At 60.8% G+C, this 23,615-nt stretch carries 14 protein-coding genes; 6 read left to right on the forward strand and 8 right to left on the reverse strand.

The annotated features are described in order from the left end of the window. Positions 1-55: 55 nt before the first annotated feature. Complete coding sequence (locus tag Pan216_RS15415) at positions 56-868, reverse strand: DUF547 domain-containing protein (protein ID WP_419192571.1); 813 nt, start codon at positions 866-868, stop codon at positions 56-58. A 254-nt stretch (positions 869-1,122) separates the two neighbouring features. Here Pan216_RS15415 and Pan216_RS15420 point away from each other — a divergent pair, with 254 nt between their 5' ends. After that, positions 1,123-2,568 (forward strand): sulfatase-like hydrolase/transferase, encoded by a 1,446-nt coding sequence (locus Pan216_RS15420; RefSeq protein ID WP_145259080.1) that lies wholly within the window; start codon positions 1,123-1,125, stop codon positions 2,566-2,568. A 775-nt stretch (positions 2,569-3,343) separates the two neighbouring features. Here the strand turns inward: Pan216_RS15420 and Pan216_RS15425 are convergent. Both Pan216_RS15425 and Pan216_RS15430 read right to left on the reverse strand, forming a co-directional pair. Further along, positions 3,344-4,237, reverse strand: a complete 894-nt coding sequence (locus tag Pan216_RS15425; protein WP_145259083.1) for an inositol oxygenase family protein — start codon at positions 4,235-4,237, stop codon at positions 3,344-3,346. Positions 4,238-4,865: 628 nt separating this feature from the next. Further along, a complete protein-coding gene (locus Pan216_RS15430) occupies positions 4,866-8,087 on the reverse strand; it encodes a PVC-type heme-binding CxxCH protein (RefSeq protein ID WP_419192572.1) in 3,222 nt (1,073 codons plus the stop codon). A gap of 562 nt (positions 8,088-8,649) precedes the next feature. Between Pan216_RS15430 and rlmN the strand changes: the two genes are divergently transcribed. Beyond that, entirely contained in the window at positions 8,650-9,747 is a 1,098-nt protein-coding gene (gene rlmN, locus Pan216_RS15435) for a 23S rRNA (adenine(2503)-C(2))-methyltransferase RlmN (RefSeq protein WP_419192573.1), read from the forward strand. Between the two features lie 181 nt (positions 9,748-9,928). On the opposite strand, the gene Pan216_RS15440 is transcribed toward rlmN, so the two are convergent. After that, complete coding sequence (locus Pan216_RS15440; RefSeq protein ID WP_145259086.1) at positions 9,929-10,462, reverse strand: hypothetical protein; 534 nt, start codon at positions 10,460-10,462, stop codon at positions 9,929-9,931. 308 nt (positions 10,463-10,770) lie between these two features. Here Pan216_RS15440 and Pan216_RS15445 point away from each other — a divergent pair, with 308 nt between their 5' ends. From Pan216_RS15445 to Pan216_RS15455, 3 genes are all read left to right on the forward strand, one after another. After that, positions 10,771-11,943 (forward strand): efflux RND transporter periplasmic adaptor subunit, encoded by a 1,173-nt coding sequence (locus Pan216_RS15445; RefSeq protein WP_419192574.1) that lies wholly within the window; start codon positions 10,771-10,773, stop codon positions 11,941-11,943. After that, positions 11,940-15,041: an efflux RND transporter permease subunit gene (locus Pan216_RS15450; RefSeq protein WP_145259090.1), complete on the forward strand. Its 3,102-nt coding sequence runs from the start codon at positions 11,940-11,942 to the stop codon at positions 15,039-15,041. The genes Pan216_RS15445 and Pan216_RS15450 overlap by 4 nt, the downstream gene beginning before the upstream one ends. A 233-nt stretch (positions 15,042-15,274) precedes the next feature. Beyond that, complete coding sequence (locus tag Pan216_RS15455; RefSeq protein ID WP_145259092.1) at positions 15,275-17,461, forward strand: TolC family protein; 2,187 nt, start codon at positions 15,275-15,277, stop codon at positions 17,459-17,461. 1,152 nt (positions 17,462-18,613) lie between these two features. Here the strand turns inward: Pan216_RS15455 and tnpC are convergent. The 3 genes from tnpC to tnpA all read right to left on the reverse strand — a co-directional run bounded on the left by tnpC (position 18,614) and on the right by tnpA (position 21,409). Further along, positions 18,614-20,299 (reverse strand): IS66 family transposase, encoded by a 1,686-nt coding sequence (gene tnpC / locus Pan216_RS15460; protein ID WP_145259094.1) that lies wholly within the window; start codon positions 20,297-20,299, stop codon positions 18,614-18,616. A gap of 361 nt (positions 20,300-20,660) precedes the next feature. After that, on the reverse strand, positions 20,661-21,053 hold the full coding sequence (gene tnpB, locus Pan216_RS15465) for an IS66 family insertion sequence element accessory protein TnpB (RefSeq protein ID WP_145259096.1): 393 nt from the start codon (positions 21,051-21,053) through the stop codon (positions 20,661-20,663). A 2-nt stretch (positions 21,054-21,055) separates the two neighbouring features. Beyond that, positions 21,056-21,409 carry an IS66 family insertion sequence element accessory protein TnpA gene (gene tnpA, locus Pan216_RS15470; protein ID WP_145259098.1) on the reverse strand — a complete coding sequence of 118 codons (354 nt, stop codon included), beginning with the start codon at positions 21,407-21,409 and terminating at the stop codon, positions 21,056-21,058. Between the two features lie 65 nt (positions 21,410-21,474). Between tnpA and Pan216_RS15475 the strand changes: the two genes are divergently transcribed. Next, on the forward strand, positions 21,475-21,858 hold the full coding sequence (locus Pan216_RS15475; protein ID WP_145259100.1) for a hypothetical protein: 384 nt from the start codon (positions 21,475-21,477) through the stop codon (positions 21,856-21,858). A 523-nt stretch (positions 21,859-22,381) separates the two neighbouring features. Here Pan216_RS15475 and Pan216_RS15480 read toward each other — a convergent pair. Further along, positions 22,382-22,963 (reverse strand): HEAT repeat domain-containing protein, encoded by a 582-nt coding sequence (locus tag Pan216_RS15480; RefSeq protein WP_419193682.1) that lies wholly within the window; start codon positions 22,961-22,963, stop codon positions 22,382-22,384. Positions 22,964-23,615: the final 652 nt, after the last annotated feature.

The raw sequence follows: 23,615 nt of genomic DNA on the forward strand, positions 1-23,615 counted from the left end.
CCGGCCATAGCCCCCGCGAACCGCGCATCTTCGCCATCTATCCGGTCGAGGGGGGTCAGCGGCCGTTGAGGTCCCAGTCGTAGGAGAGAAAGGCGAACGATCCCTCCCCGCGTCGGGCGGCCTGTCGCGCTGGCTCGTCGGGCAGGTACGGGGCGATCGTCCGGAGTCGCTCGGCGGTCGAAGAGCCGAAATCCTTCGCGAACCAGCTCAAAATCCTCGACGTTCGGAACGTTTTTGTCCTCGATTCATACCGAAACTTGCTCGTTTGCGCAAAAAAGTCGCGAGAACTGTCCGAAAGTTGCTCGTCGAGCGCCCCCGGGACGTAGGCCTCAGAGCGAAGTTTGGGGCAGCCGAGCGAGGCGCACACGATCGCGAAGTGGATTCGGGGTTCGCCCATCTTCCTCAGGACTTTGTGCTCAATATCACTCAGGCTGAACTCCTCGTCGTCGACGGTCAGCAGCAGGTCCTTCCAGATGTTGTAGCCGAAGACGAAACTCGTGTGATTGCGGATCGAGGTCGTCGGGTACTCCCGCAAGATCCCCTCGAGCGTCAGCGCGTTGTAGAGGTTGATCCAGTACGCGAGCTTCGCTTCCCGTGATGCCGACTTCGACAGATCGACGCAACCGGCATGTTCTAGGAACTCCGTCAGTGAGGCACGATCGGACGGATGGGCCTTCCACGCCGCGTAGTCGACGAGCCCATGCTCGACATAGCGATGAAGCAGCTTGTCGTAGATGCTGTAGTCGACCTCATCGAGAGAAGGACGCTCCTCGCCCGGACAGCTTCCACCAACGTGGATCTTGCCACCGGCAAAGACAATACGGACGCCATCAAGCCATCCGACCACCGCGAGCAACACCATAGCCATCACTAGCGAGCGTCTCCTTGGGCCTTTCATCGCGGTTTCCTCCTTGGCACACGACTCGGTTCAATGCCCAGACAGCCCGTCACTATTCCAGAGTTCCGCGATTGGGACCGTGAAGAGCCTCACACTCGGGGAGGAGGATAGACAAGAGAAATAGAGTCCTTGCGATCCGCCACTGGGCGGTTATCCTCGCCGTTGGGAAACAGTCGGGGCCACGAATAGCAACGTCCGCGACAAGCGAAAGACAGGGAGTCGCCATGGGACATCTCCTCGCGCTGGCGGGACTACTTCTCGCCAACACGCTGACGGCGAACGAAGCCGAGACAGCGCCTAAGCCCAACGTCATCATCATCTTCGCCGACGACCTCGGCGATGGCGATCTGGGGGTTCAAGGACATGAAAGGTTTAAGACACCCAACCTCGACCGGATGGCGGCCGACGGGATTCGCCTGACCGACTTCTACGTGACGACCCCGTTTTGCGCTCCATCACGGGCCGCCCTGCTGACCGGACGCTATCCCTTTCGCAACGGCATGACGCGGAACCCGCATCCCTTGGGAGACCTGGGCAGGAGCCAGGCCGATGAATTCGGACTCTCGCCGAACGAGCTGACCCTCGCCGAAGTCTTCAAGCAGTCGGGCTACAGCACCACGTGTGTGGGGAAATGGCATCTCGGCCACAAGCCGCGGTTCTTCCCGAGCAAGCAGGGTTTCGACGAGTACTTCGGCATCCTTTACAGCAACGACATGCACCCGGTGGAACTCTTCGAAGGGGACAAGCGAATCGAGTATCCCGTCTACCAACCAACGCTGACGAAGCGATACACCCAGCGAGCGGTCGACTTCATCAAACGCCATCGTGAACAGCCCTTCTTCCTCTACTTCGCCCACGCGATGCCCCACAAGCCCTTGGCCGCCTCAGAGGACTTCTACAAAAAAACGGGCACGGGGCTCTACGGCGATGTCATCGCGGAAGTCGATTGGAGCGTCGGCCAAGTCCTCGATACCGTCGACAAACTGGGCCTCAGTGAAAAGACACTCATCATCTTCACCAGCGACAATGGCCCGTGGTATGGCGGCAGTACCGGCGGTCTCCGCGGAATGAAGGGCATCAACTGGGAGGGAGGGATCCGTGTTCCCTTCATCGCTCGCTGGACCGGCAAGATCCCCGCGGGACGGGTCAGCAGTGTTCCCACGGTGAGCGTCGACATCTTTCCGACGTGCCTGCAAGCCGCGGACATCCCGCTCCCAAAGGGAGTACCTCTCGATGGGACGAGCCTTCTTCCCTTGCTCACCTCGGATGTCGCGCCGGAGGAACGACCGATCTTCGGCGAGAAGAACGGCCATATCTACTCGGTTCGCCAAGGACGCTGGAAGCTGTTCGTCCGCTGGCCCGGCCAACGTCGAGAGGCGAACTTGAAACCGGTCGAACGATGGCTCGACCCGCGTCGACCCGACGGCGTGCGTATCATCGCTCCCTACGAACAGGCACAGCCCAGTGAGTACCCGGGCCTTACCTCAGGCGACACGTTCAAGGGCATCGCGCTGTTCGATCTGCGAAATGATCCGGGCGAACAGAAGAACGTCGCCGGTCAGCATCCCGATATCGTCGAGCGACTCAAGGCACAAATCGACGCCATCCAACAGAGCGTCGCCGAGGAGAAGAGTCGTCGATCGCCGACCGGTTCCTCGTTGGAGAAGTGATGCATGGGTGGCCCAGATTGCCGTTCCCACGCTCGCGTGGGAGCACCTTTGGCTCATCTGGGTGGCGAAGCCACAAGAGGCGATCTACCCGACAGACCAAACGGATTCACCGACCGATTCGCCCGACACTGACGGTCCACACGTTGCTCCGAATCATGCGCCGAACACGATCGACCAACGCCCAAGAGCGACGGTCAAGACCCTTCTCTTTCCGAATGTTTACGTTCTCTTTTTGAATGACACGGTTCTCTCTCCGAATGACAACGCTCACCCTCCGAACGGCAACGCTCACTCTCCGAACGGCAACGCACACTCTCCGAACGGCAACGCCGTTCTCTAATGAAGCCCAGGGTCGCGCTTCGCGCACCCTGGGTCTACGAAAACTAAACATCCGAAACCCTGGAGGGGTTTTCTAGCTAGACAACCCCTGCGGGGTTGGGGGCTCCCGTGTTTCGGTACCCAGGGTGCGCGAAACGCGACCCTGGGCTTCGCTATTGAATGCCTTCGGCATACGACCTGGCACCTTGCAACATCGACCGGCATGCCCAAGTGAGCGTGAACCTTTCGCATGCCCACATGAACCTCTCGCATGCCCACGTGAACCTTTCGCATGCCCACGTGAACCTTTCGCATGCCCACGTGAACCTTTCGCATGCCCACGTGAACCTTTCGCATGCCCACGTGAACCTTTCGCATGCCGACATGAACCTTTCGCATGCCCACGTGAGCGTGAACATGGCACCCGGAACGGGGATCATGATCGCTCAGGATGCGATCACCACTTCACGATCGGCGGGAAATACTCCGCGATCAGCTCCTCGTAGTAGGGACGCACCTCGTCGACCTCCACACGATCGGGGGACTTCGTGTAGAGATCGTAGCTCGCGAAGAGGTGAAGGTACTCCAACAACTCCTTATCGCGATCGCTCAGGAGGTACTCGTAGGCACCTTCCCGATGAAGCGATTGGAACGAATGGTACCGAATGATGAACAGAGCCGGCTCGGGAAGGAACGCCTTGGTCACCTGGTAAAGATACTCGTCATGTCCCCACGTGAGATGGACGTGGTCGAGCCCGCAGCCCTCGGTATAGATCCCCAAGCGCGTCCGGTAGCGTTCGTCCCCCCAATCCTCGTTCGCCTTGAGGAACTCGTGAAAGACGATCTTGTCGGAAAACGCGCAACCCACCGGGTAGGTATCGCCGACGACCGCCCATTGCGGCTCACCGAAGAGGCAGAGGATCTTGCCAAGATCGTGAATCAGCCCGGTCAGGATGAACCAGCGCGGGTGTCCGTCACGGCGGATCGCCTCGGCGGTCTGCAAGAGGTGCTGGATCTGCGGCAAGTTGATGTCGGGATCGCTGGTGTCGACCAGTTGATTGAGATAGACCATCGACTCCCAGATTCCCAAACGCCGACGGTCGAGCGTCGCGTACTGGCGTTTCTTGCAGAGGACGAAGTCGAGCGTCTGCCGTTGGTGATGAACTCGGTAAAAGTCCCTGACCGAGGGAGAGGCGGCGACGCCGTAGTCCCGGAAACGGCGCGACGAATTTCCCGGAGGTGCCCCGGACGAACCGGGACGATCGTGAAGGCCTTGCGTTGAGAGCGACCTTAACTGCTCGAGTGACTCGTGATGCTTCCTCCATGCGGCCCCATCGGATTGGACGACCATGGTGTTCCCCTTTCTGGTCTGACCACTCCTGCGCTCAGAGCACCGCGATCATCGTGCGGTCATGGGCCACGTGGGTCGGGGGCGGAAGACTCTCCGGCGGACTTGGCTTGCGATGCTCGAGAAGCCGTCAACGCGACGTTGGATTCGCGGAGTGGCATCGTTTCCCTGTGTCCAGACAATCACTCACCGCAAACGCTCGGGGTGACGTTCGTCAACACGTGTCTCCCGGCCTGCGATGGCTTGCCCAGTGGAAAAGGATTTCTTCGTTAGCTGTTACGAGCGCGCGCCCGCACAACGTTGGCGCGAATTTCCGATCGGCGGGGTTTGGTCGTTCCCGGATCAGCAAACCGGTTGCCTAAGAACTGGTCCAAATTCGCGCAGGAGTTTGCCGAAGTTGAGGTCGTTCCCGCGAGCGTGATCCATTGGCATGCCCACGCGAGCGTGATCCATTGGCATGCCCACGCGAGCGTGTGCATGGGAAGCGCCCATGAGTCTTGCGGGAAATGAATCAACGGAACAGAAGTACTCGTGCTTTGTCAGATCCGAAATTTCGGGTGGCACTGGCTGCTGGTCAGCCAGGGAGAAGTGATCGTGGTTCATCACCCGAAATCGAGCGTTTGACACAGCACTAGTTCCGGACCGGCTCGGTGCCTTGCAGGTAGGCGAACAAGTCGAGGATCTGCTGGTCGGACATCTTGTCGAGCAGTCCCTCGGGCATGATCGAAACCGAGGAGGCGGCGATTTCGTCGATATCTTCGCGAGGCAGAACGACGCGGGTCCCTTCGGGAGTACTCAGCGTGATCGATGCCGGCGTGTCTTCCACGACCACGCCCGCGAGAACTTGGCCGTCGCTCGTGACGACTTTGTAGCTCGTGAACTCCTCGCGAATCGCCAAACTCGGGTCGATCACCGCGGGGATCATGAAGTCGAAGTTCCCTCGTTCATAACCGGTGAGGTTTGGCCCGACTTGTCCCCGGTCCTGAAAGAGCGTGTGGCACTTGGCGCAGTTCTCCTTGAAGAGATGTCGGCCCGACGTTCGATCGCCCTTGTCGATCGCTTTCGCCAATAGGGTTCTCACCTCCTTGACGCGAGCGTTCTTCTCTTCGGAACTCGGCGTGAGCTTGCCCCAGTGCTTGGTCACCGCCTCGTCGATCGAGGAATCGCCAAAACCTTTCAACTGAAGCAGATGGGAGACCGCGACCGAACTCGGCTTCACGCTTCCGGTCTCGACGGCGGCAATCAGTTCCTTGCCCCACTCGGGTCGACTGACGAGAATGCTGAGCGCTTCGTCGCGCGGAGCCCCCTCCTTGGTCGCGACCAGTTCGACGAGCCGGCCGGGAATCCGCGGATCCTGGTAACGCCGCAAGGACGTCAGGACGCTTTGCCTGAGCTTGGAAGACTTCTCGGACTCGAGCAGTTCCAGAAGAATGGGCACGACTTTGGGCTCGCGCTGCTCCGCGAAGAGATCGAGCAGGGAAAGACGATTGGCGAGCGGCGCCTTGCCATCCTTGAGAATCTTGACCGCCGCGTCGATCGCATCCTCGCTCCCCAACCGGCAACGCAGCCGAATCAGGTTGAGACTGGGCGTTCCCTGTTGCCACCGCTTCGCAAGTGCCTCGTCGAGCGACGACGGCGTTTCGGTGATCCGGTTGCCAGCGAGTCCCTCCTCCATCCCGTTGATAATTCGTTCCGAGGACTTGTTGTCGGGTGCCAAGGCCAACAGGCGAGCACACGTTTCCAAACCAGACATCGAGCGTTCCGCGGCATAGCGCTGTCCCAAGCGACCGATCACTTGCTCCCGAATGAGCGGCTGTTGCCAACGAGCCGGATCCTGCAACAGAGCGATCACCCCTTCACGGTCGGTCGAAGCCTTCTCCTCGAGCGCCCACCAAAGCAGGAGTGGCAAGTGGGGATCTTTCGCGAGTTCATCACGGGAAAGCATCGTCTCGATAATCGGCAGCGCGATCGACGACGGCAGGCGCTTGGCGGTGCTGGCCAACTGCGACAAGACTTCCGGATCTTTCTCCGTTTCGGCGATCGTCACCAAGCGTTTCTCATGCGAAGAGGTCGTCGTGTTGTCGTCGCCCAACAAGCGAATCGTCCAGCGTCGCACGTGCGGATCGCGGTGCTTGAGACCCTCAAGGGCGAGGGCCTCGTCAAAGGCCCCGATCTGGTAGAGGGCCCAGAGGGCTTCAAGGGCAGCTTGGTCGTCGTCGCCGGCCATGAGCTTTTTCAGCGACGGAATCACCGACTGGTCTTTGCGATCGCCGAGGAGTCGCAGCGCCGTCTGACGATGCCACTTGTTGGGATGCGAAAGGGTTCGAACGAGTTCCTCGCTCGACTTCGACCCGAGATCGACCTTGGGATACGCCTTCTTCTTGGCGTCACGAATCCGATAGATCCGCCCACGTGCCCGGTCCCAGGTGTCGCGCGGATCGACGTGTGTCAGCCGGGTGTCGTACCAATCGGCAAGGTAGACCGCCCCGTCGGGCCCCGCCTTGATGTCGACGGGACGAAACCACTGATCCTTGCTCTCGACCAGGTGACCGAAGTCCTTTGTTTGGAAGGTCGAGCCCAAGCCATCCCGATTGCTGACGGCGACATAGTGGTGAAGCGGGACGGGAGCGATGATCGTATTGCGATAGGCTTCCGGCAACGAGTCCCCCTCGTAGACCACGATGGTGTGACTGAAGCGTTCGGCGGGCGCGTGCTTCATCGCCTCGAAAAACCCGAAGGCGTTGGGGTTGGTCAGCGGGCCATGCTTTCCCCAGCTCTTGCGGTAGTAGCCCCCCTGGACGTAGTGGAAGCCGCGGGTGTTGCCGCCGTTATGTCCCGAGAAACAGCGTCCCTTGGCGTCGAACTCGACACAAAAGGTGTTACCGCCCCCTTCGGCGAAGACCTCGAACCGTTTGGTCGCGGGATCGTAGCGCCAGATCGCCTGGCCTTTGAAGTGAACGCCCTCGTCATCGATGCCCGGTCGCTTGACCGTGGCCCAAACCGTACTCCCCTGCGCTCCGTAGAGCCAGCCGTCCGGGCCCCATCGCAGACTGTTGGCGACGGCGTGGGTGTCCTCCAACCCAAAGCCCGCTAGATGGACTTCGGGGTCTCCATCGGGCACGTCGTCGTTGTTCTTATCGGGGTAGAACAGCAGATAGGGAGGATTGAGCACCCAGACCCCACCACGTCCGCGAGCCATGCTGGTGGCGATGTTCAGTCCGTCGACGAAGGTCTTGTGGTCGTCGTAGATTCCGTCGCCATCCGTGTCCTCGTGGATCGTGATCTTGTCGGCTCCGGGGGTGTGGTTGGGCGGCGGCGAAGGGACGCGATCGAATTGGGCTCGCAAGTGCTTGTCGTAGCTGGTGATCTTCAGTCCCTCGGGGAACGGATACTGCAAGTACTGCATGACCCACATCCGGCCCCGTTCATCGAAGTTCAAGAAGACCGGCTGGCGAACATCCGGCTCATGGGCCGCGACGTCGACAGCGAGTCCGTCCATCAACGTGAAGGATTCGTGGGTCTCCTCCGGCGACTTCGGCTCGATGGTCATGTCGGAGACGGCTCCCCTCCCCTTGAACGCGTCGGCGTAGTCGCGAACGACATCGTTGGCGAAACGTTCGTCCGGTTTGGCGGGCTCCTTCGAATCGGTCTCCTCGGGCATCGTCTCCTGAGCGACGACCTCGACGACATCCGACTCCCCCGTCGCTTCCGGAGCGTTCTTCGGAGCTTCCGCCGACGGCGGTGTCGGCGCCGGTCGGCCACCGCAGCCGGCGATCCCCAGCGGGAGCGTGAGCGAAACGAGCAACAACCATGCGGAATGACTTCCGAGGGAAAGGCTTCGTGGCGTCGACAAGGGACTCTCCGTCATCAAGGAAGGTGGGACAATCGCAGCAAATTTCGGTCGAGGAACCTTTGGCGCGTGGGCTTCTCGTTGGTCCATCGGCGGTCGTCGGGTACTCCAGCGGCACCAAGCGTGCGGTCTCCAGAAGAACCGAGCCAGGGCTCGGATTCAAGACCTACTCCGCCGCGAACCGTCGCTACCCCGCCGGCCACTTCCATAGAACGATTCGGTGGGCATGCCGGGAGGCGCGATTCGCCGCCCTTTGTGTTCGGGCCTCGAGAGGGACGTTCCCGAGGTCGCCCATCGAAGGGGGGCGCCGGCCGGTTGGCGTGAACTCCGCCGGAGACCGCCTAATGTCTCGTGACATCATAGCGAAAGATTCCCCGCGACGGAATCAGGATCTTCGCCGACTGGCCTGAATTGGGTGTCGTCTGAACCATGCATCAACATCGCTGGACGAGACTGCTGGAACACTGGTGGCCGCTGCTCTTTCTCGCCGCATTGTTTCTCCTGCTCTTCGCGGCTCTGGGATAGTCGGCCCGTGAACTCCATCCGTCCTGAGGAGCCGGGCTCCTTGACCTTGCCAACGACGAGCATTCACGACAAATCGGCCCTTGAGCGGGTGCGCCGACATCTCCGGCTCGATCCCCAGGATCTTCGGCGATTCCGCAACGCACTGCTCAAGCACCAGCGCGATGCCGACGCCGCCCTCGCATTCTTGCCCGAGAGGGCTCGCGACGCCTTCCGCGGCAGCGTCGACATTCACCCACTCGAACTCGTGCGTCGACTCGATTCGGAAGTCGACGGCGGCAGCAAGCTCGTCTTCCGCACACGCGCCGGGCTACTCGTCGAGACCGTTCTGCTGCGCATCGCGTCGGGCCGGACGTCGGTCTGTGTCTCCTCGCAAGTCGGCTGTGCCGCGGCCTGCTCGTTCTGCGCGACCGGGAACATGGGGATCGCCCGCGACCTTCCCTTCGACGAGGTTCTCGACCAGGTGGTGCAGGCGAACCTAATTCTAAGCCAAGAGAAGCGGCAAGTGCGCAACGTCGTTTTCATGGGGATGGGCGAGCCCTTTCACAACGAAGCCAACGTCCACGCGGCGGTTGAGGCGCTCGTCGCGCCGGAGGCGTTCGCGCTCTCCCCAAAGCATGTCGTCGTCTCCACCGTGGGCATCCCCGACGCGATGCTTCGTTTCGCGGAGACGATGCCCGACGTCCAACTCGCCTTAAGCTTGCACAGCGCCCGGCAACCGGTTCGCGAGTCGATTATCCCCTTGGCAAAGCGACACCCGCTCGACGAACTGCGCGACGTCATCAAGCAGCTCAACGATCGGAACGTCAGTCGGATGTTGATCGAGTATCTCATGCTCGAGAACGTCAACGATGGTCCGGAGGATCTCGACGCCCTCATCAACTACCTCAAGGGGCTCGACGTTCACGTCAATCTCATTCCCTACAATCCGATCGCGCAAGCCCCTGGCCTGGCGGGCTCCTCCGAGGAGCGCACCACCGACTTCGCGAACGAACTCAAGGAGAAAGGGTTTCGGGTCACGGTTCGCCGATCGCTCGGTGGGGACATCGACGCTGCGTGCGGCCAACTCATCCAAGAGGGGATGGCCGATGTGATTCGCCTTCGGACACGGGCGAATTCGTGCGGGGATGCGGACGATTGATCGGCGTGCTCCGCATGCCCACGCAAGCGTGAGTCTTTCCCGCATGCCCATGCAAGCGTGAGCATGGCACCCAAGAGGGCACCCAAGAGGGCACCCAAGAGGGCACCCAAGAGGGCACCCAAGAGGGCACCCAAGAGGGCACCCAGGAGTCTCTTGGGCAAAGAATCGGCCGATCTGGGCACTAGCGGAGGAAGTCGTCCCAGTGAGGCGAGTCGGACGTCGTGTCCTCGTTCGATTCGTTGGTTTGGGAGATCGTTTCGGGTTCGGAATGGTGGTCGCCGTGACCGTGGAGCCAACTCGTCCAGTCGCCGAGTTCCGACCCCGTGGTATCACGCGTCCCCTCGAGATCCTGAATGACTTGTTCCTCGCGGTGAGGGTCTTGCGCCAAAGCGGAATCTCCCGCGTTCGTGTCGGGACGCAGGGCGATGTGACGGTCGGCCGGTTTCATCATGCCGACATCGCTCAACCACGTCGACCACTCCGAGTCCTCGTCGGCGTCGCTTAGGGAGTCGCCGTGCCAGTCCGGCTCCTCTCGCACCCGACGAATCCCACTCATCCGGTTCTCGGTCGTATCGGCAGGTGCTGGAGTGTTCTCCGTCGGCAACTCCACGTAATGCGACACGTGGCTCTCGCGAGCGGGCTTAACGGCGTCCGGTGAAGGATCCCCTTCCCCCACCCCTTCGAACTCGAGGTGGATCACAGGAATGTCGCTCATGATCCCTCCACCGATCCTGCTCGCAGACCGCCCACGGCAACGTGTCCTGGCTTCACCATCCGCGACGACTCGCCCTGAACCAAGGGGATGCTTCCTACGAGGAGTTTAGCCATATCGACCAGGCGGCGTGTGTGAATTTGATGAATGAGAACCGGCGGGAGGAGGTGGACGAACATTGCCCCTGGGCAAACGCGTTAACGTAGGCGCGAAGTTTCAGTGAAGATGCCAACCTTACCACGAACTAGACGCTGCGATCTCCTCCACCCTTGCTACAACGAATGGTCGCGAGGTATCCAGGGAGAAAGCGGATGCGTCCGAAACCCAGAGCCTATCGACCCCACCTGTCGCTCGTCGCGTGCTGCCTCTCCCTTTCGGCATGCGCCGTGTCGAAGGCACCCACCAAGGTATCCAAACCCGTTCCTGTTGCCGTCGCCAGCGTGAGCGTCCGTCACGTCCCGCTCGTCCAGCGCTATGTCGGTCAAGTCGATGCCTATCGCTCGGTCGAACTGCGAGCGCGCGTCGCCGGCGAGCTGACTCGCGTCCACTTTCAACAAGGCCAACTCGTCTCCAAGGGTGACCTGCTGATCACGATCGATCCCTCCCAGTATCGGGCGAAACTCGCCCAGGCCAAAGCCGACCTCGAGACCGACCTCGTCAAAGCGGGAACGGCCAACCGGGAACTCAAGCGCTACACCCAGCTCTTCAACCATCGCTCCATCAGTCCCCAGCTCTTCGACGAGAAAGTCAAGGAAGCCAACGCCCTGGAATCGACGATCCAAGCCGAACGAGCGGAAGTCGAACTCGCGCAATTGAATCTCGACTACTGCTTCCTCCACGCTCCCGTCACTGGCGTTGTCGGTGAATATCTCGTCGACGAAGGCAACTTGGTCGACGCCTACCAGCCGCAACCGCTCGCGGTCGTTCGCCAAATCGAACCAATCTACGTCAACTTCGCGATCCCGGAACGGCGTCTCCCGTCGGTCTTCGAGGCGATGTCCCGCGGAACCCTGCCGGTCACCGCCGTCATCAACAACACGCTTCGCGAGCGCGGAGTGCTGACCTTCCGCGACAACACCGTCGATCCCGCGACCGGTACATTGATGCTCCAAGCGACCTTCGCCAACGCCGATCGCCACCTTTGGCCGGGCCAGTTCGTCGACGTCTATCTCACCCTCGAGGAGCTTCCCGACGCCCACACGATTCCTTTCCGCGCCGTGATGGAGGGTCCCAAGGGCCCCTATGTCTTCGTCGTGGATGGTAAACGCGTCGCGATTCGGACGATTCAAACCGGCGAGCGCCTCGACGAGGGGGAGAACGTGGTCGTTTCCTCGGGGCTCAAGCCCGGGGAAACGGTCGTCGTCCGTGGCCAGCTCTCCCTCAGCAAGAACACTGAGGTCGCCGTCGTCGAACGGACCGAAGTCACCGATGCGATCGCCTCGACAGGGACCGCGCCAACGCCCGCCAAGGATCCCCCTCGGTGAGCGTTTCGGAACTCTTCATTCGTCGACCGGTAATGACGTGCCTGATCATGGCCGGGATGGTCTTCTTTGGCATCTTCTCCTATCTGCGTCTGCCGATCGCCGACCTTCCCGTTATCGACTATCCGACCATCGAGGTTCTCGTCGCGTATCCGGGCGCCAGTCCCGACCGAATGGCGTCGCTGTGCGCGGCTCCCCTCGAACAGCAATTGACGATGATCCCCGACTTGCAGTCGATGACGTCGCGCAGCACGCAAGGACAAACGGAGATCAACCTCCAGTTCGGCCTCAATAAGAAGATGGAGCAGGCTTCGGTCGACGTGCAAGCCGCCGTGCAGCGGTCGTTGAACGATCTTCCCGCCGACTTGCCGGCGCCGCCGCAATACTACAACGTCAATCCGACCGAGTATCCGATTCTCTACATCACCCTCACGTCGGAGACGTTGCCACTGACCAAAGTGTGCGACCTCGCCCGACTGGTCGTCGCCAATCGCTTCGAGCGACAGCCAGGGGTGGCCCAAGTCCAGTTCTACGGCGAGCGCCGCCACGCGGTGCGCGTTCAGCTCGACCCGCGGAAGTTGGCCGTTCGGCAACTCGGCATCAACGAGATCATGGAGAGCCTCGCCGAGGCGAACACAATGTTGCCGACCGGCCAGTTGAAAGGAAAGATCACTTCCCCGATCCTCAGTAGTGACGGCGAACTCGACACCGCCGAGCGTTTCGCCCGCACAATTGTCGCCTACCAGGACGAAGCGCCCATACGGGTTGGGGATCTCGGACGCGTCATCGACAGCGTCATCAACGACCAAACCGAGTGCTGGTTCAATCACCAACCTTGCGTCACCCTCGGCGTGCAACGCGAGGCGGGAGCCAACACCCTCAGCATCATCGAGGGCATCAAGACGATGCTTCCCGAGATCGAAGAGGAGCTTCCCGCCGGGGTCAACATCATCATCAGCGGCGACGAGTCGGTCTCCATCCGGCAGTCGATGGTCGACCTGAAGCTCACCGTCATCGTGGCGATCATCATGGTCGTTCTCTTCATCGCGCTATTTCTTCAGCGCCCGGCGGCGACCTTCATCAGCGCGACCGCGATTCCCTTCTCGTTGGTGTGCACCTTCGCATTCATGGAACTGCTCGGCTTCAGCCTCGACAATCTCTCGATGATGGCGTTGACCCTCTCGATCGGATTCGTGGTCGACGACGCGATCGTCATGCTCGAAAACATCGTTCGCCACATCGAGATGGGAAAGGGGCGACTTGAGGCAGCGGTCTCCGGCTCGAATCAAATCACGCTGACCCTCGTGTCGATGACCCTGTCGCTGTGTATCGTCTTCGTGCCGATTCTCTTTCTCTCGGGGCTATTGGGGCGGCTGCTCAACGAGTTCGCGTGGACGATCGTGATCACGATTCTCATCTCCGGCTTCGTCTCGATCAGCCTGACGCCGATGCTTTGCAGCCGCTTTCTGCGAACGACGACCAGGGAGAACCGCCTCCCCATCCGCGACCATCGCCACCAGCCGAATGCCCGCGGGAAGTTTCGCGTCTTCCTCAACATCTACGAGTGGCTCCTACGGCGAACGATTCATCATCCGGTCGTGACAATGATCATCGCGGCCCTGACCCTCGCGTGGACGATTCACCTCTTCATCATCATCCCGAAGGGCTTCGTCCCCGATGAGGATCTGGCGAAACTCCACGGCTTCACCGTCAGTCGTACCGGAACGTCGTTCGAGGAGATGACTCGGCTTCAGCAACAAGTCATCTCCGTTCTTCTCGACGACCCCAACGTGTCGACGATCGCCAACTACGTCGGCAACGATGGAATCACCTGCATGGGGACGCTCTACATGAATCTCATCCCGCGCTCGCAGCGTTCGATGACGATCCAAGAAGTCGCCGAGTCCCTTCGAGAAAAGGGCAACACGGTTCCCGGCATCGAGGTCTTCCTTCGCATTCCTCCGACCATTCCGATCAACACCACGATCTCAAAGGCCTCCTATCAGTATGAACTCACGGCCAACAGCACCGACCGACTCTACCCGACCGCGACGAAGTTGCTGGACGCCATGAAACAGATCCCCGAGATTCAAGCGGTCTCGAGCGAACTCTATCTCGACAACCCGACCCTGAAGATCACCATCGACCGCGAACGCGCCGAACGACTCGGCGTCTCCGCCGCCGACATCCAAAGCACGCTCGATAGCGCCTTCTCGAGCCGACTGGTCAATCGAATCTATGGGCCAAGTCTCGTCTACCAGTTGCTCATCGAAGTAATGCCCGAGTTCCAGGAGGATCCCGCCTCCCTCGAGCTCCTCTATGTCGAGTCCGACGACGGTCGCCTCGTTCCGCTCGACGCGGTCGTCCACGTCGAGAAGTCAAGAGGCCCCCTCATCGTCGATCAGTCGGGAGGCGTTCCCTCGGTGACCATCTCGTTCGAGGTTCCCGAGGACGTGGCGCTCTCCGACGCGATCGACAAAGTCGAGATGGTGGCCGACGAGCATCTCGGCGACGGCGTGACCGGCAGGTTCCAAGGGACCGCCCAGGCATTTCGCGACTCGCTGACCAGTTTTCAAATCCTCATCGTCCTGTCGCTGGTCCTCGTCTATATCTTGCTGGGCACGCTCTACGAGAGTTTCTTCCACCCGCTGACGATCCTCTTCGGGCTCCCCTCGGCGGCGATCGGCGGCCTATTGACCCTCTTTCTCTTCGGCTACGAACTCGACTTCTATGGCTTCCTCGGGATCGTGATCCTGATTGGCATCGTCAAGAAGAACGCCATCATGGTCGTCGACTTCGCCCTCGAGGCAATTCGCTCCAACCCCGAGCACTCTCCGACCCGAGCCGCCTTCCAGGGCTCCGTCGAACGCTTCCGCCCCATCATCATGACGACCGGCTGCGCGATCGCCGGAGCCCTCCCCATCGCCTTGGGATTCGGAGCCGGTGCCGAAGCGCGGCGTCCCTTGGGACTCGTGGTCGTCGGCGGGCTCGCCGTCTCCCAGGTCTTCACACTCTTTTTTACTCCGGTCTTCTTCATCGCGATGGAGAGACTGGAAAGATGGTTCAAGGGAAAGAGCCAACACGCTCTCGACGAACTATAGAATCTCCACAAGTTGCAACGACGCGTCCAACGACGGACCCTAGGTCGCCACCACAGCTTGGAGAACTCCGCGGACGCCCTCGCGCGATCGAAGTTCGACCCCGGGGCCACTCTTTGGTCATTTCGAGACACAATCCGCAAACTTTGAAACTCCCCGCTCCGATGTAGAGCTTGAGGAACCTGCGGCGATGAGCGATCGCCTCCCTCGTTCTCTTCCCCTTAGAGGGTGGTCGCGTGGTGCGATTGTTGACGCCAAGCCATGATGCCGCGCTCCCAGGAAGCAACCCGCTTGGCGAGTTCCTCCTCCTTGCCATCATTCCCTTGCTTGTCACCGTGGGCGGATGTCAGCAGACCCGTCGATGCGAGTGGCAAACGGCCTTGCGCGAGGTGGCGATCGCTCCCGCGCCCGACGAGCCGGAATGCTTCGATCGTCCCCAAGACTCCTCCCGAGCCCCTCGGACCGTCGTCGATCTCTCGAACTTGGAGAAATGGGACGTGACCCTCAACCAGGTCATTCAGATGGCGCTGGAGAGCAGCCCGCGCATCGCCGTCCTACGGAACGTGCCAGGCCAATCGGGGGCCCAGATCGACTTCGAACTTGCCGCGTTCGACACCTACTACTCCTTCGGCGGCACCGTCAACCGGGACTTCGCGCAAACATACAACTTCCTCAGTATCTTCGACGCCGATTCGAACCAGAGCCTCGTCAACCAACTCAAGTTCGACACCTTCGGCGAGGTCTCCGGCTATGACTCCTATGGCGTCAGCTCCACCGATGGAGGCGCGACCCAGAGCACCTTCGATCCCGAGGAAGCCGACCACATGTTCGTGCTTTCCAAACGCAACGCGACCGGTGGCTATTCGGAACTCGACTTCGACCTAAGCTACTTCTTCCAGGAGCCGATCTCGAGCGCCTTTACCGCGGTCAACCCAGGCTACTACTCCGCCCTCCAGGCGGTCGTCCAGCAGCCGCTCATGCAGGGAGCGGGCATCGCGTTCAATCGCGCCCCGGTGATGATCGCCCGAGCTAACTATGGACAAGCGACCTACAACTTCGTCGGTTCCGTCTCGAATTTGCTTCGCGATGTCGAGAACGCCTACTGGGAACTCTACTCCGCCTATCAAGACCTCTATTCACGCGACCTCGGACTCGAACAAGCGCTCTCGACGTGGCAACTAACCAAGCTCGCCCTCGTCGCCGGAACCTCCCCCCCGTCGGATGAGCTCCAGGCACGCAACCAATACGACGTCTTCCGGGCCGAACGGCTCGAAGCCTTGATGTCGGTCCTTGAGGCCGAACGGTCCTTGCGTCGACTCGTGGGATTGCCCGCCGAGGATGGCCGTCAAATCATTCCCGCGGACGAACCGACCCAGGCCGAGTTCAAACCGGATTGGAATGTGGGACTCGAGGAAGCGATGTCGCTGCGTCCAGAGATCACCTCGCAGCACTACGCGATCCGGGCTGCCGAGCTCGAACTGCTGCGGCAACGCAACGGCCTCTTACCCGACCTGACCTTCTCCGCCTCCTACGAGATCACCGGACTGAACCAGACCTTCTCGGAGTCGGTCGCCGACATGGTCGATGCTCGCTTCACCGACTGGAGCCTCGGCCTTCGCATCAAGCGACAAATCGGGGAACGCGCCGCCTACGCGTCGGTGCGCGTCGCTCGACTGGCACTAAGTCAGCAGCGAATGGCTCTTCGGCAGCGGGAATTCGACATTCGCCAAGATCTCGCGACCGCTTACCAAGACGTGATCGGCAACTACGAACTGATGCACGTCCAGCAGAGCCGTCGGCTCTTCGCCTCCAAGTTCGTGACGCTGCAGGAGCAGTTCTATCGCCATGGGACGATCACCATCGACGTCCTTCTCCAAGCCCAGGCGAGCTACGCCGATGCCGTTCGCGACGAGGGGGTCGCCATCGTCAACTACAACCAAAGCCTGGCGAACTGGGAGTACACGAAAGGGACGATCATCGCCAACGACGAGGTCGCCGTCCTCGAAGAAACGACGATCGCCCCACCACGAGCTCGGCTCTTCTCCAAGAAGCGGATGCGGAAGTGGTCGACGAAAAAGGCCAGGACCTCGGTCTTAAGCGAGACCGAAGCCCCCCTCACCACCGAGACCCAGTCTCCGGTCAATGCTGAACCCACGTCCCCGCTTGGTGACGAACCCAATTCCCCGGACATTCCCGGGAGGGAACCGCGTTTCTCCTCGGCGACACCGCCCAGCCGTTTCGCTCCACGGCCCTATCATCCAACCGACGCTCTCCTGGAACCCATCCCCGCTCGCCCTTTCATCAGCGCCGAGTCCGGTCCCATTCGCGGCCGGCTGCCCAGCGGCACCGAGCCTCTCGAATCGCGCGATTGGCCCATCCCCATCGAAGCGAGCGCCGAGCCTCTCGCTCCCATGCGGCGATGAGCGTCCATCTCACCCCGGCACTCCGGCGAAGACGACACGTTTAGGCAACATCAAGACGCGGAAAGGCCGACAGCCAGCCAACAGATAGGGGTTCGTCGTCGCGACGATTATCCTAGCGTCGTCGTGGCAACACGCATCGGCACGGTCAACGACCAACGCCACGCGCCCGACACCCACACGGTGACCCAGGCAAAAGTACCCCCGGCGAGATTCGAACGCACGACCTACGGTTTAGGAAACGACTCTCGCCTACTTCGATCCCCGACATGGCCCTGAAACGAGGTGTTTTTTGACCTTCCTCGTTTCGGGGTCGTTTCATTTCGGTTTCGAGGCTGCTCCAGACGTGACAGTTGACGTGACACCCGACGTTCTTCTCGAAGCATCTCGAGAAACGATCGCCTCGCTTGGTAGCACCCTGCTTCCCGCCGCATTCACGCCCTCTTGACGCTCGTCGCTGACTTCTGCGCCACCTCGTCCAATCGCTGGCCGAAATTCAACTCACGAGATATCTGGCGCAACCGACCAACCGTGGCCATCGAAGGCTCTATTCTGCCAGAAAACTCCGATGACTTGCCCTTACCTCCTCCAGACGAGATTCCGACTGTCGCCAAAGGAAGCAATAGTTGTCGCCCAACATCCAATGAACGGCCAATGACAAGGTCGGTTACCAAGCCTGTTACCGACCATCGTGTATTGATGACCTCGTTGTTTCGTGGTCATCGTTTGACGTTGAGGAGCCCGCGCCGATGGTGGCTCGCTTGGCGGGGAGGCCGCGAAGAGCGAGGAGTGCTGTAGGCCTGTGATCGCAGATGACGAGGTCGGGCTGCACGAGCTCGACGAGGTTGCGCCAGGCGGCGACGAGGGAGAAGAGTTCGCCGGGGTGGTCGAAGCCGACGTTGCTTTAGGATATGGGCGAAGGTGACGGTCTTCTCAATGGGGTACGTGGGCGGACTGCACTTGAAGGGAGCCTGCAGGTACCGAACGCCGAGGCCGCCAAAGACCTTCTCCATCGCCTGCAGGTTCCGTGAGGCGAAGAAGACTTCATTTCCCCGCTCGCGAAGCGATTCCACCGTCCGCCGATGCGGCGTGAGCGTTGCAACGGTGGCGTGTGGGAGAAGCAGGAGCCGATGACGATGGCGAATCGGTCGCCGATCAACTGGGGGTGGCGGCATGGGCGCGTCGTTGGGCACGGCGGGTGCGTTTGCGGTCGGCTCGTTGGCGAGCTTCGTTGGCGCGCTCTTGGAGACGATGCTGAGGGTGCTCGTCGATCCAACGGTCGGGTAGCAACGAAGGGAGTTCCGAGGCCGGGGTGGTCGGCAGGCGAGTGTAGACATCGCGGAGGTAGGCGAAGGGTTCGACGTGATGGCGGTTGCAACTCTTGGTCAGGGTGAAGAAGGTGGCGGCGGTCTCGCCTCCTTGGCTGTTGCCGAAGAAGAGCCACGCCTTGCGGCCGAGGACGGCGTACTTCAGCGCCGCTTCGGTGCGGTTGTTGTCGATGGGAATCGCCCCATGGTCGAGATAGCGTGTGAAGGACTGCCACCGGTTGGTCATGTAAGCGATGGCGGCGCGCAGCTTCGATTTCGGAAGCTCCCGCTCGTGCTGCTCGAGCAGCCACTGGTGGAACTCGGTCACGATCGGCTTGGCTTCGCGTTGCCGCAGGGCGCCGCGTTGTGACACACTACTGTCACGGGCGCGATCTTCGATGTCGTAGAGCCGCTGGAAGTAGCCGAGGGCGGTGTGCGTCCGCACGCTCGGCGCGCTGAAGTGGATTTCCTCGAACTTACGGCGCGCATGAGCCCAGCAGCCGACGGGGACGATCCGGTCGTCCGCCGCGGCGATTCGCTCGTAGCAGGTGTAGGCGTCCGACTGCAAGTAACCCTGGAAGCCGGCGAGGAACTCGTCGGGACCATCGCGGCTGCGGTCGGGCGTGAAGTGGAAGCAGTCGTAGGGATGGGCATTGTCGCCGACGGTGCTCCAGAGATAGGTCTTGGTGCAGCCAGGCGGCTCGCCCGCCAACATCTTGACCGGCGTTTCATCGCAGCCCAGCACCTCGGACTGCAACGCCAGCCGACGCATCAGTTCGACTAACGGCGCGACCGCCAAGGCCAGGGCGAAGAGCCAACGCTGTTGGGTGCCGCGGCCGATGCGGCAGCCGTGGCGAGCGAGGATGTCCTCATGTCGGTAGTAGGGCAGATGGTCGGCGAAGCGACTGGCGGTCAGATGAGCCCAGAAGCCGGGGCCGGCGTAAGCGTCGATCAACTGCGGCGGCTTCGTTGCCGAGACGATCGTCGTCTCGCCCGATGCTTCGTCGCGAACGATCACCTCTTGGTAATGTTCGATCACATGGATCGAAGCGGGCGTGAACTCCAGTTGCTCGCTGGTCTTCTTGAAGAACCGCCGGGCGGTCGGGTCGCTTCTCAGCTCCTCGGGAATCTCTTGCTCGTCGAGTTCGTGACGGACCGTCTTGCGCGGCAGCAGGTCGGGGAAGAGACGCCGGCCGCGTCCCTTGCTCGAGCGGCGTTCTGGTGACGGTTCGTCGTCATCGCTCTCGTCGTCGTCGCCGGAGCCTGAATCGTCGTCCGCCCCGACGATTGTCGAGTCGAACAAAAGCCCCTGCTGGGAATCGTCGACGAAGCGTTCCCGCCGCCGGCCGTACAAGGTCCGCTTGAGCAAGTCGACGTCGCTCTGCAAGCGATCGATCGTCTCCTGCTGCTGGGCGATGGTCTCTTGCTGCTGGGCGATGACGGCGGCTTGCCGTCGGCGCTCCCGATCGAGTTCGAGGATCAACTCGTGGCAGGCGTCGATGTCGCGAGGGAGGTTCACGTCGAAGGCGTCCATCAAACCGATCTCAGTTGTCGCGGGGACACCCTAGCACGTCGACATCGGAGGCGCCAGAGCAGTTTCAGCGATTTCGACGGAATGACGAGAAAACCTGCGAGTCCGCCTCGTCGCTGCCATCACCATGACATCGTTGTCGCTCGCGAAGAGAACGCCAGGGTCGATCGTCCAACGAGATTGGCAAGCGAAGAACCCTGGGTCCGAGGACAACCGAAGACAAGACTCGGTTTTGGTCGCGTGCCGTCCCATGGCTTCCAGTCTCTCGCCGCCGTGACGGGGAACTGGCGTCTCGAAGGAGCAGCGGCGCGTCCTGGCTCCGCGGAGCGGCACGCATCATTCGGGAAAGAGCGAGGGGAAGTCACTAACGACGGGACGATGACGTCGCGTCACGGTGCCGATCGGAGACTTGAAAGCGCTTGCGATGCCGGACCGAGGAAAGGTCGATGCCCTCGAGAATGAGTGACAATTGTCCGGCAGTGATCTCGAGGCCAGCCTCGTCGTCGGCCGCCTGGGCGTCGGGAAGCTGATAGCTCCCTTCCTCCAACTGCTGATACCAAATGCAATAGCCGACGCCGCCCCAATAGAGAACCTTGATCCGATCCCTGCGGCGATTGATGAAGACGAACAGGTGGCCCGAAAGCGGATCTTGCTCGAGCACCGATTCCGCCAAGGCGATGAGCCCGTGAAAGCTCTTACGCATATCGACCGGTTCCCGGGCCAGGAAGATCCGCACCTGGTGAGGGACCGACCACATGCTCACTCCTCCTCGACGCTCTCGAGGGCGGCAAGCACTTGACGCAACGCGTCGCAGTCGACTTGGGCCGGCGCCCGCACGATGTAGCCTCGGGGGTGAACGATCTCGATCACGCTCATCGACGTCGGCACCAATCGCAACGCCACGAACGGCGACGGACACGTTCCACCGCCATCGACCGCAGTCGACCGTTCCTCTTTTCGATCGCGTCGCTGTAGCTCACGCCGCCAACCGTAGAACGACGCCTCCGAAATCCCCTCTTCCCGGCAGAATCGTCGAACGCCCCGCCCGCTCTCCTCTTGCCGACGAACGACCTTCCGCCAATACGCTTCCTTCTCCGCACAACGAACCCGCATCTTTCGCCTCGCGACAAACCAGGGCCAACCAACCCAAGCCTACCGCAACCCACAAGACGCCACCGTTGCAACGCTCACGTCTATGGTGCCCGACAAGGCGACTACTGGAGCAAGAGCGGTCTACCGATGTCGAACGCGTTCTGGTCAACCGAAGCTGCGGTCCTCTGAAGGCCGAGACCGTCGGTGATGATGGTCGGCTCCGCAAGACCGACGCCATTCGTCTCGCCTTCCGATCACCGTCGGGCAAGACAGGCATCAAGATGCAGCCCAAGCTTCTCCGAAAGACGAGCGCGACGCTCATCGACAACGAGTTCCCGGGACTCGGGGATGTCTTCCTGGGTCACTCGCCACGCTCGATCAAAGAACGGCACTACGTCCAGCCGTCACAGGAAAAGTTCGACGAGGCGATTGCCTGGCTCGGCGAGCGGCTTGGAATCGACCAGCCGTAGTTTGGGGAGGCTCTTGGCATGTTCGCGAGCGATAACGGCCCTCGACGTCCTTCGGGGGCTCGATCCGCTTTCTCTGCCCCTGTGACGTCGAACTCCGCGACACCGTCAACCCGCGCGACAACCTCGCCCACTGCTTCTGCTGTCAGCAAAACCTCAACAACATCGACCTACTCATCGAAATCGGTTACGACCTCCGCGCCGCCGTCGCGCTGCTCGAACAATGGCTCCACCGCTACCAACATCAGCAAGCGCAAAACAAAAATCGTACCCCGCGCTTCCCCTGAATCTCGTTCGAGCTTCCGTCAACCAGCCACCACGGTCCCAACAGCCACGCATGAAGTCGCCAAACCAACCAACCCGATCGCGTCCACGCTCCTCCAAAACTTCCAGCAATTCGGCAAAACCGCCCTCGGAAGCCCCAAATCTCTACAGCCCTAGTTCGGCAACGAATGCGACCAGAATTAAAACGGGGACACCTGAGCTCACCCACGTACCCGCCGAACGAACCGACCCCGGCGCCCATTTAGAGGCTCTCCCCAGTGATTCGCCGATATGCCTTTCGAGCCTTGTCTTTGGTCATCGAATCCGCATCTACGGCGTACTTGAGAGCGTCAAGAATCTCGGGAGATGAATCACCAATGTTGCCAAGAGCTTCCGCAGCCCACAATCCGGTGCTATTGCGGACGTTCACTCTAAGGGCCGTTGCCAACTCCAACTTGGCGGGCGCAGCGTTCGGACCGAGATCTAGGAATGCTCTAGCCGCCGCGTCCGTGACAAAGGAGTCTCGACTCTTGAGTGCTTCCACAAGGATCGGAATCGAAGGAGACGCATGTTCTCCCAACAATCCGAGAGTCGACAATGCCTGCAATCGCTCAAAACGGTAGCGACTTCTTGTCGACTCTTCGATCTCAGTTCGCAAACTCACTTTGTTAGGATTGGCGAGGAATTCGTCTTTAAGCGCCTTGAGACGTGATGACGCTTGTTTCCTCCTGGCGACAGTGTCGATGCCAAGAATGTCCATTGGTCCACCGAACCATGCAATCAAGAAGAGTGCGACGATTGAGACAATGAGCGGCACCAGAAGGTATTTCACAAGTGCGAGCATCGCCTGCAATGTCCTGCTCCGTTCAGATTCTATCAAGGAGTTTCGATTCCGGGGTATGGGTCCCGAGGCTCCCAAGGGCTCGGCGCGCCGCCCAAGTTCTCGTGAAAATCATTCACATCCCGCACTATTGTTGCGCCTTGGCCATCCACATAGTGATCTCGAATGTTTGAGTAGTACTGCGTCCAGACCATAACTTGATTTTCTTCACCCATAGCCCATATGCCGACTCTGTTGACCTGATCCCGAGGATACTCATGTGATTCCGTCCAGATTTCGACTGTAGAGTCATTAATCTGGGTCACACCCCATCGCCGCTGCCCTACGAGCATGTGCCAACCAGCAGTGTCACCGAAGACAGTGCGATCCGAAACATCGCTCGAGAGCCGAACGGGAACTTTTTGCGGATTCAGTAAATCGGACGCGAAGCCAAAGAAGCCGATACTGTCGAAGAACGCGTACATCTCACCATTGATCTCCTGCGTCTCCACCCTCGCCACGCTATTATGGCCACCGTTGAAGTGCTTGAATTCCTGGCTCTATTGCCAAATCTGTGGGTGGTGAGTGTATTCTCCGTTCCGCTTGGTAGTGGAGGTTACCGCCGTATGCCAAGGGCCGCGTCCGGCTGCTGCTTTGCCTGGTCTTCTCGCTTCGC

This window comes from Kolteria novifilia, assembly GCA_007748055.1.
GTDB classification, from domain to species: Bacteria; Planctomycetota; Planctomycetia; order Kolteriales; family Kolteriaceae; genus Kolteria; species Kolteria novifilia.

What these genes read in the sequence shown, in the direction of transcription:
- Pan216_RS15415 (WP_419192571.1), bottom strand. Translation starts at nt 868, where the DNA reads ATGGCTATGGTGTTGCTCGCGGTGGTCGGATGGCTTGATGGCGTCCGT.
- Pan216_RS15425 (WP_145259083.1), bottom strand. Translation starts at nt 4,237, where the DNA reads ATGGTCGTCCAATCCGATGGGGCCGCATGGAGGAAGCATCACGAGTCA.
- Pan216_RS15440 (WP_145259086.1), bottom strand. Translation starts at nt 10,462, where the DNA reads ATGAGCGACATTCCTGTGATCCACCTCGAGTTCGAAGGGGTGGGGGAA.
- tnpB (WP_145259096.1), bottom strand. Translation starts at nt 21,053, where the DNA reads ATGTGGTCGGTCCCTCACCAGGTGCGGATCTTCCTGGCCCGGGAACCG.
- Pan216_RS15445 (WP_419192574.1), top strand. Translation starts at nt 10,771, where the DNA reads ATGCGTCCGAAACCCAGAGCCTATCGACCCCACCTGTCGCTCGTCGCG.
- Pan216_RS15420 (WP_145259080.1), top strand. Translation starts at nt 1,123, where the DNA reads ATGGGACATCTCCTCGCGCTGGCGGGACTACTTCTCGCCAACACGCTG.
- tnpA (WP_145259098.1), bottom strand. Translation starts at nt 21,409, where the DNA reads ATGCGGGTTCGTTGTGCGGAGAAGGAAGCGTATTGGCGGAAGGTCGTT.
- tnpC (WP_145259094.1), bottom strand. Translation starts at nt 20,299, where the DNA reads ATGGACGCCTTCGACGTGAACCTCCCTCGCGACATCGACGCCTGCCAC.
- Pan216_RS15480 (WP_419193682.1), bottom strand. Translation starts at nt 22,963, where the DNA reads ATGCTCGCACTTGTGAAATACCTTCTGGTGCCGCTCATTGTCTCAATC.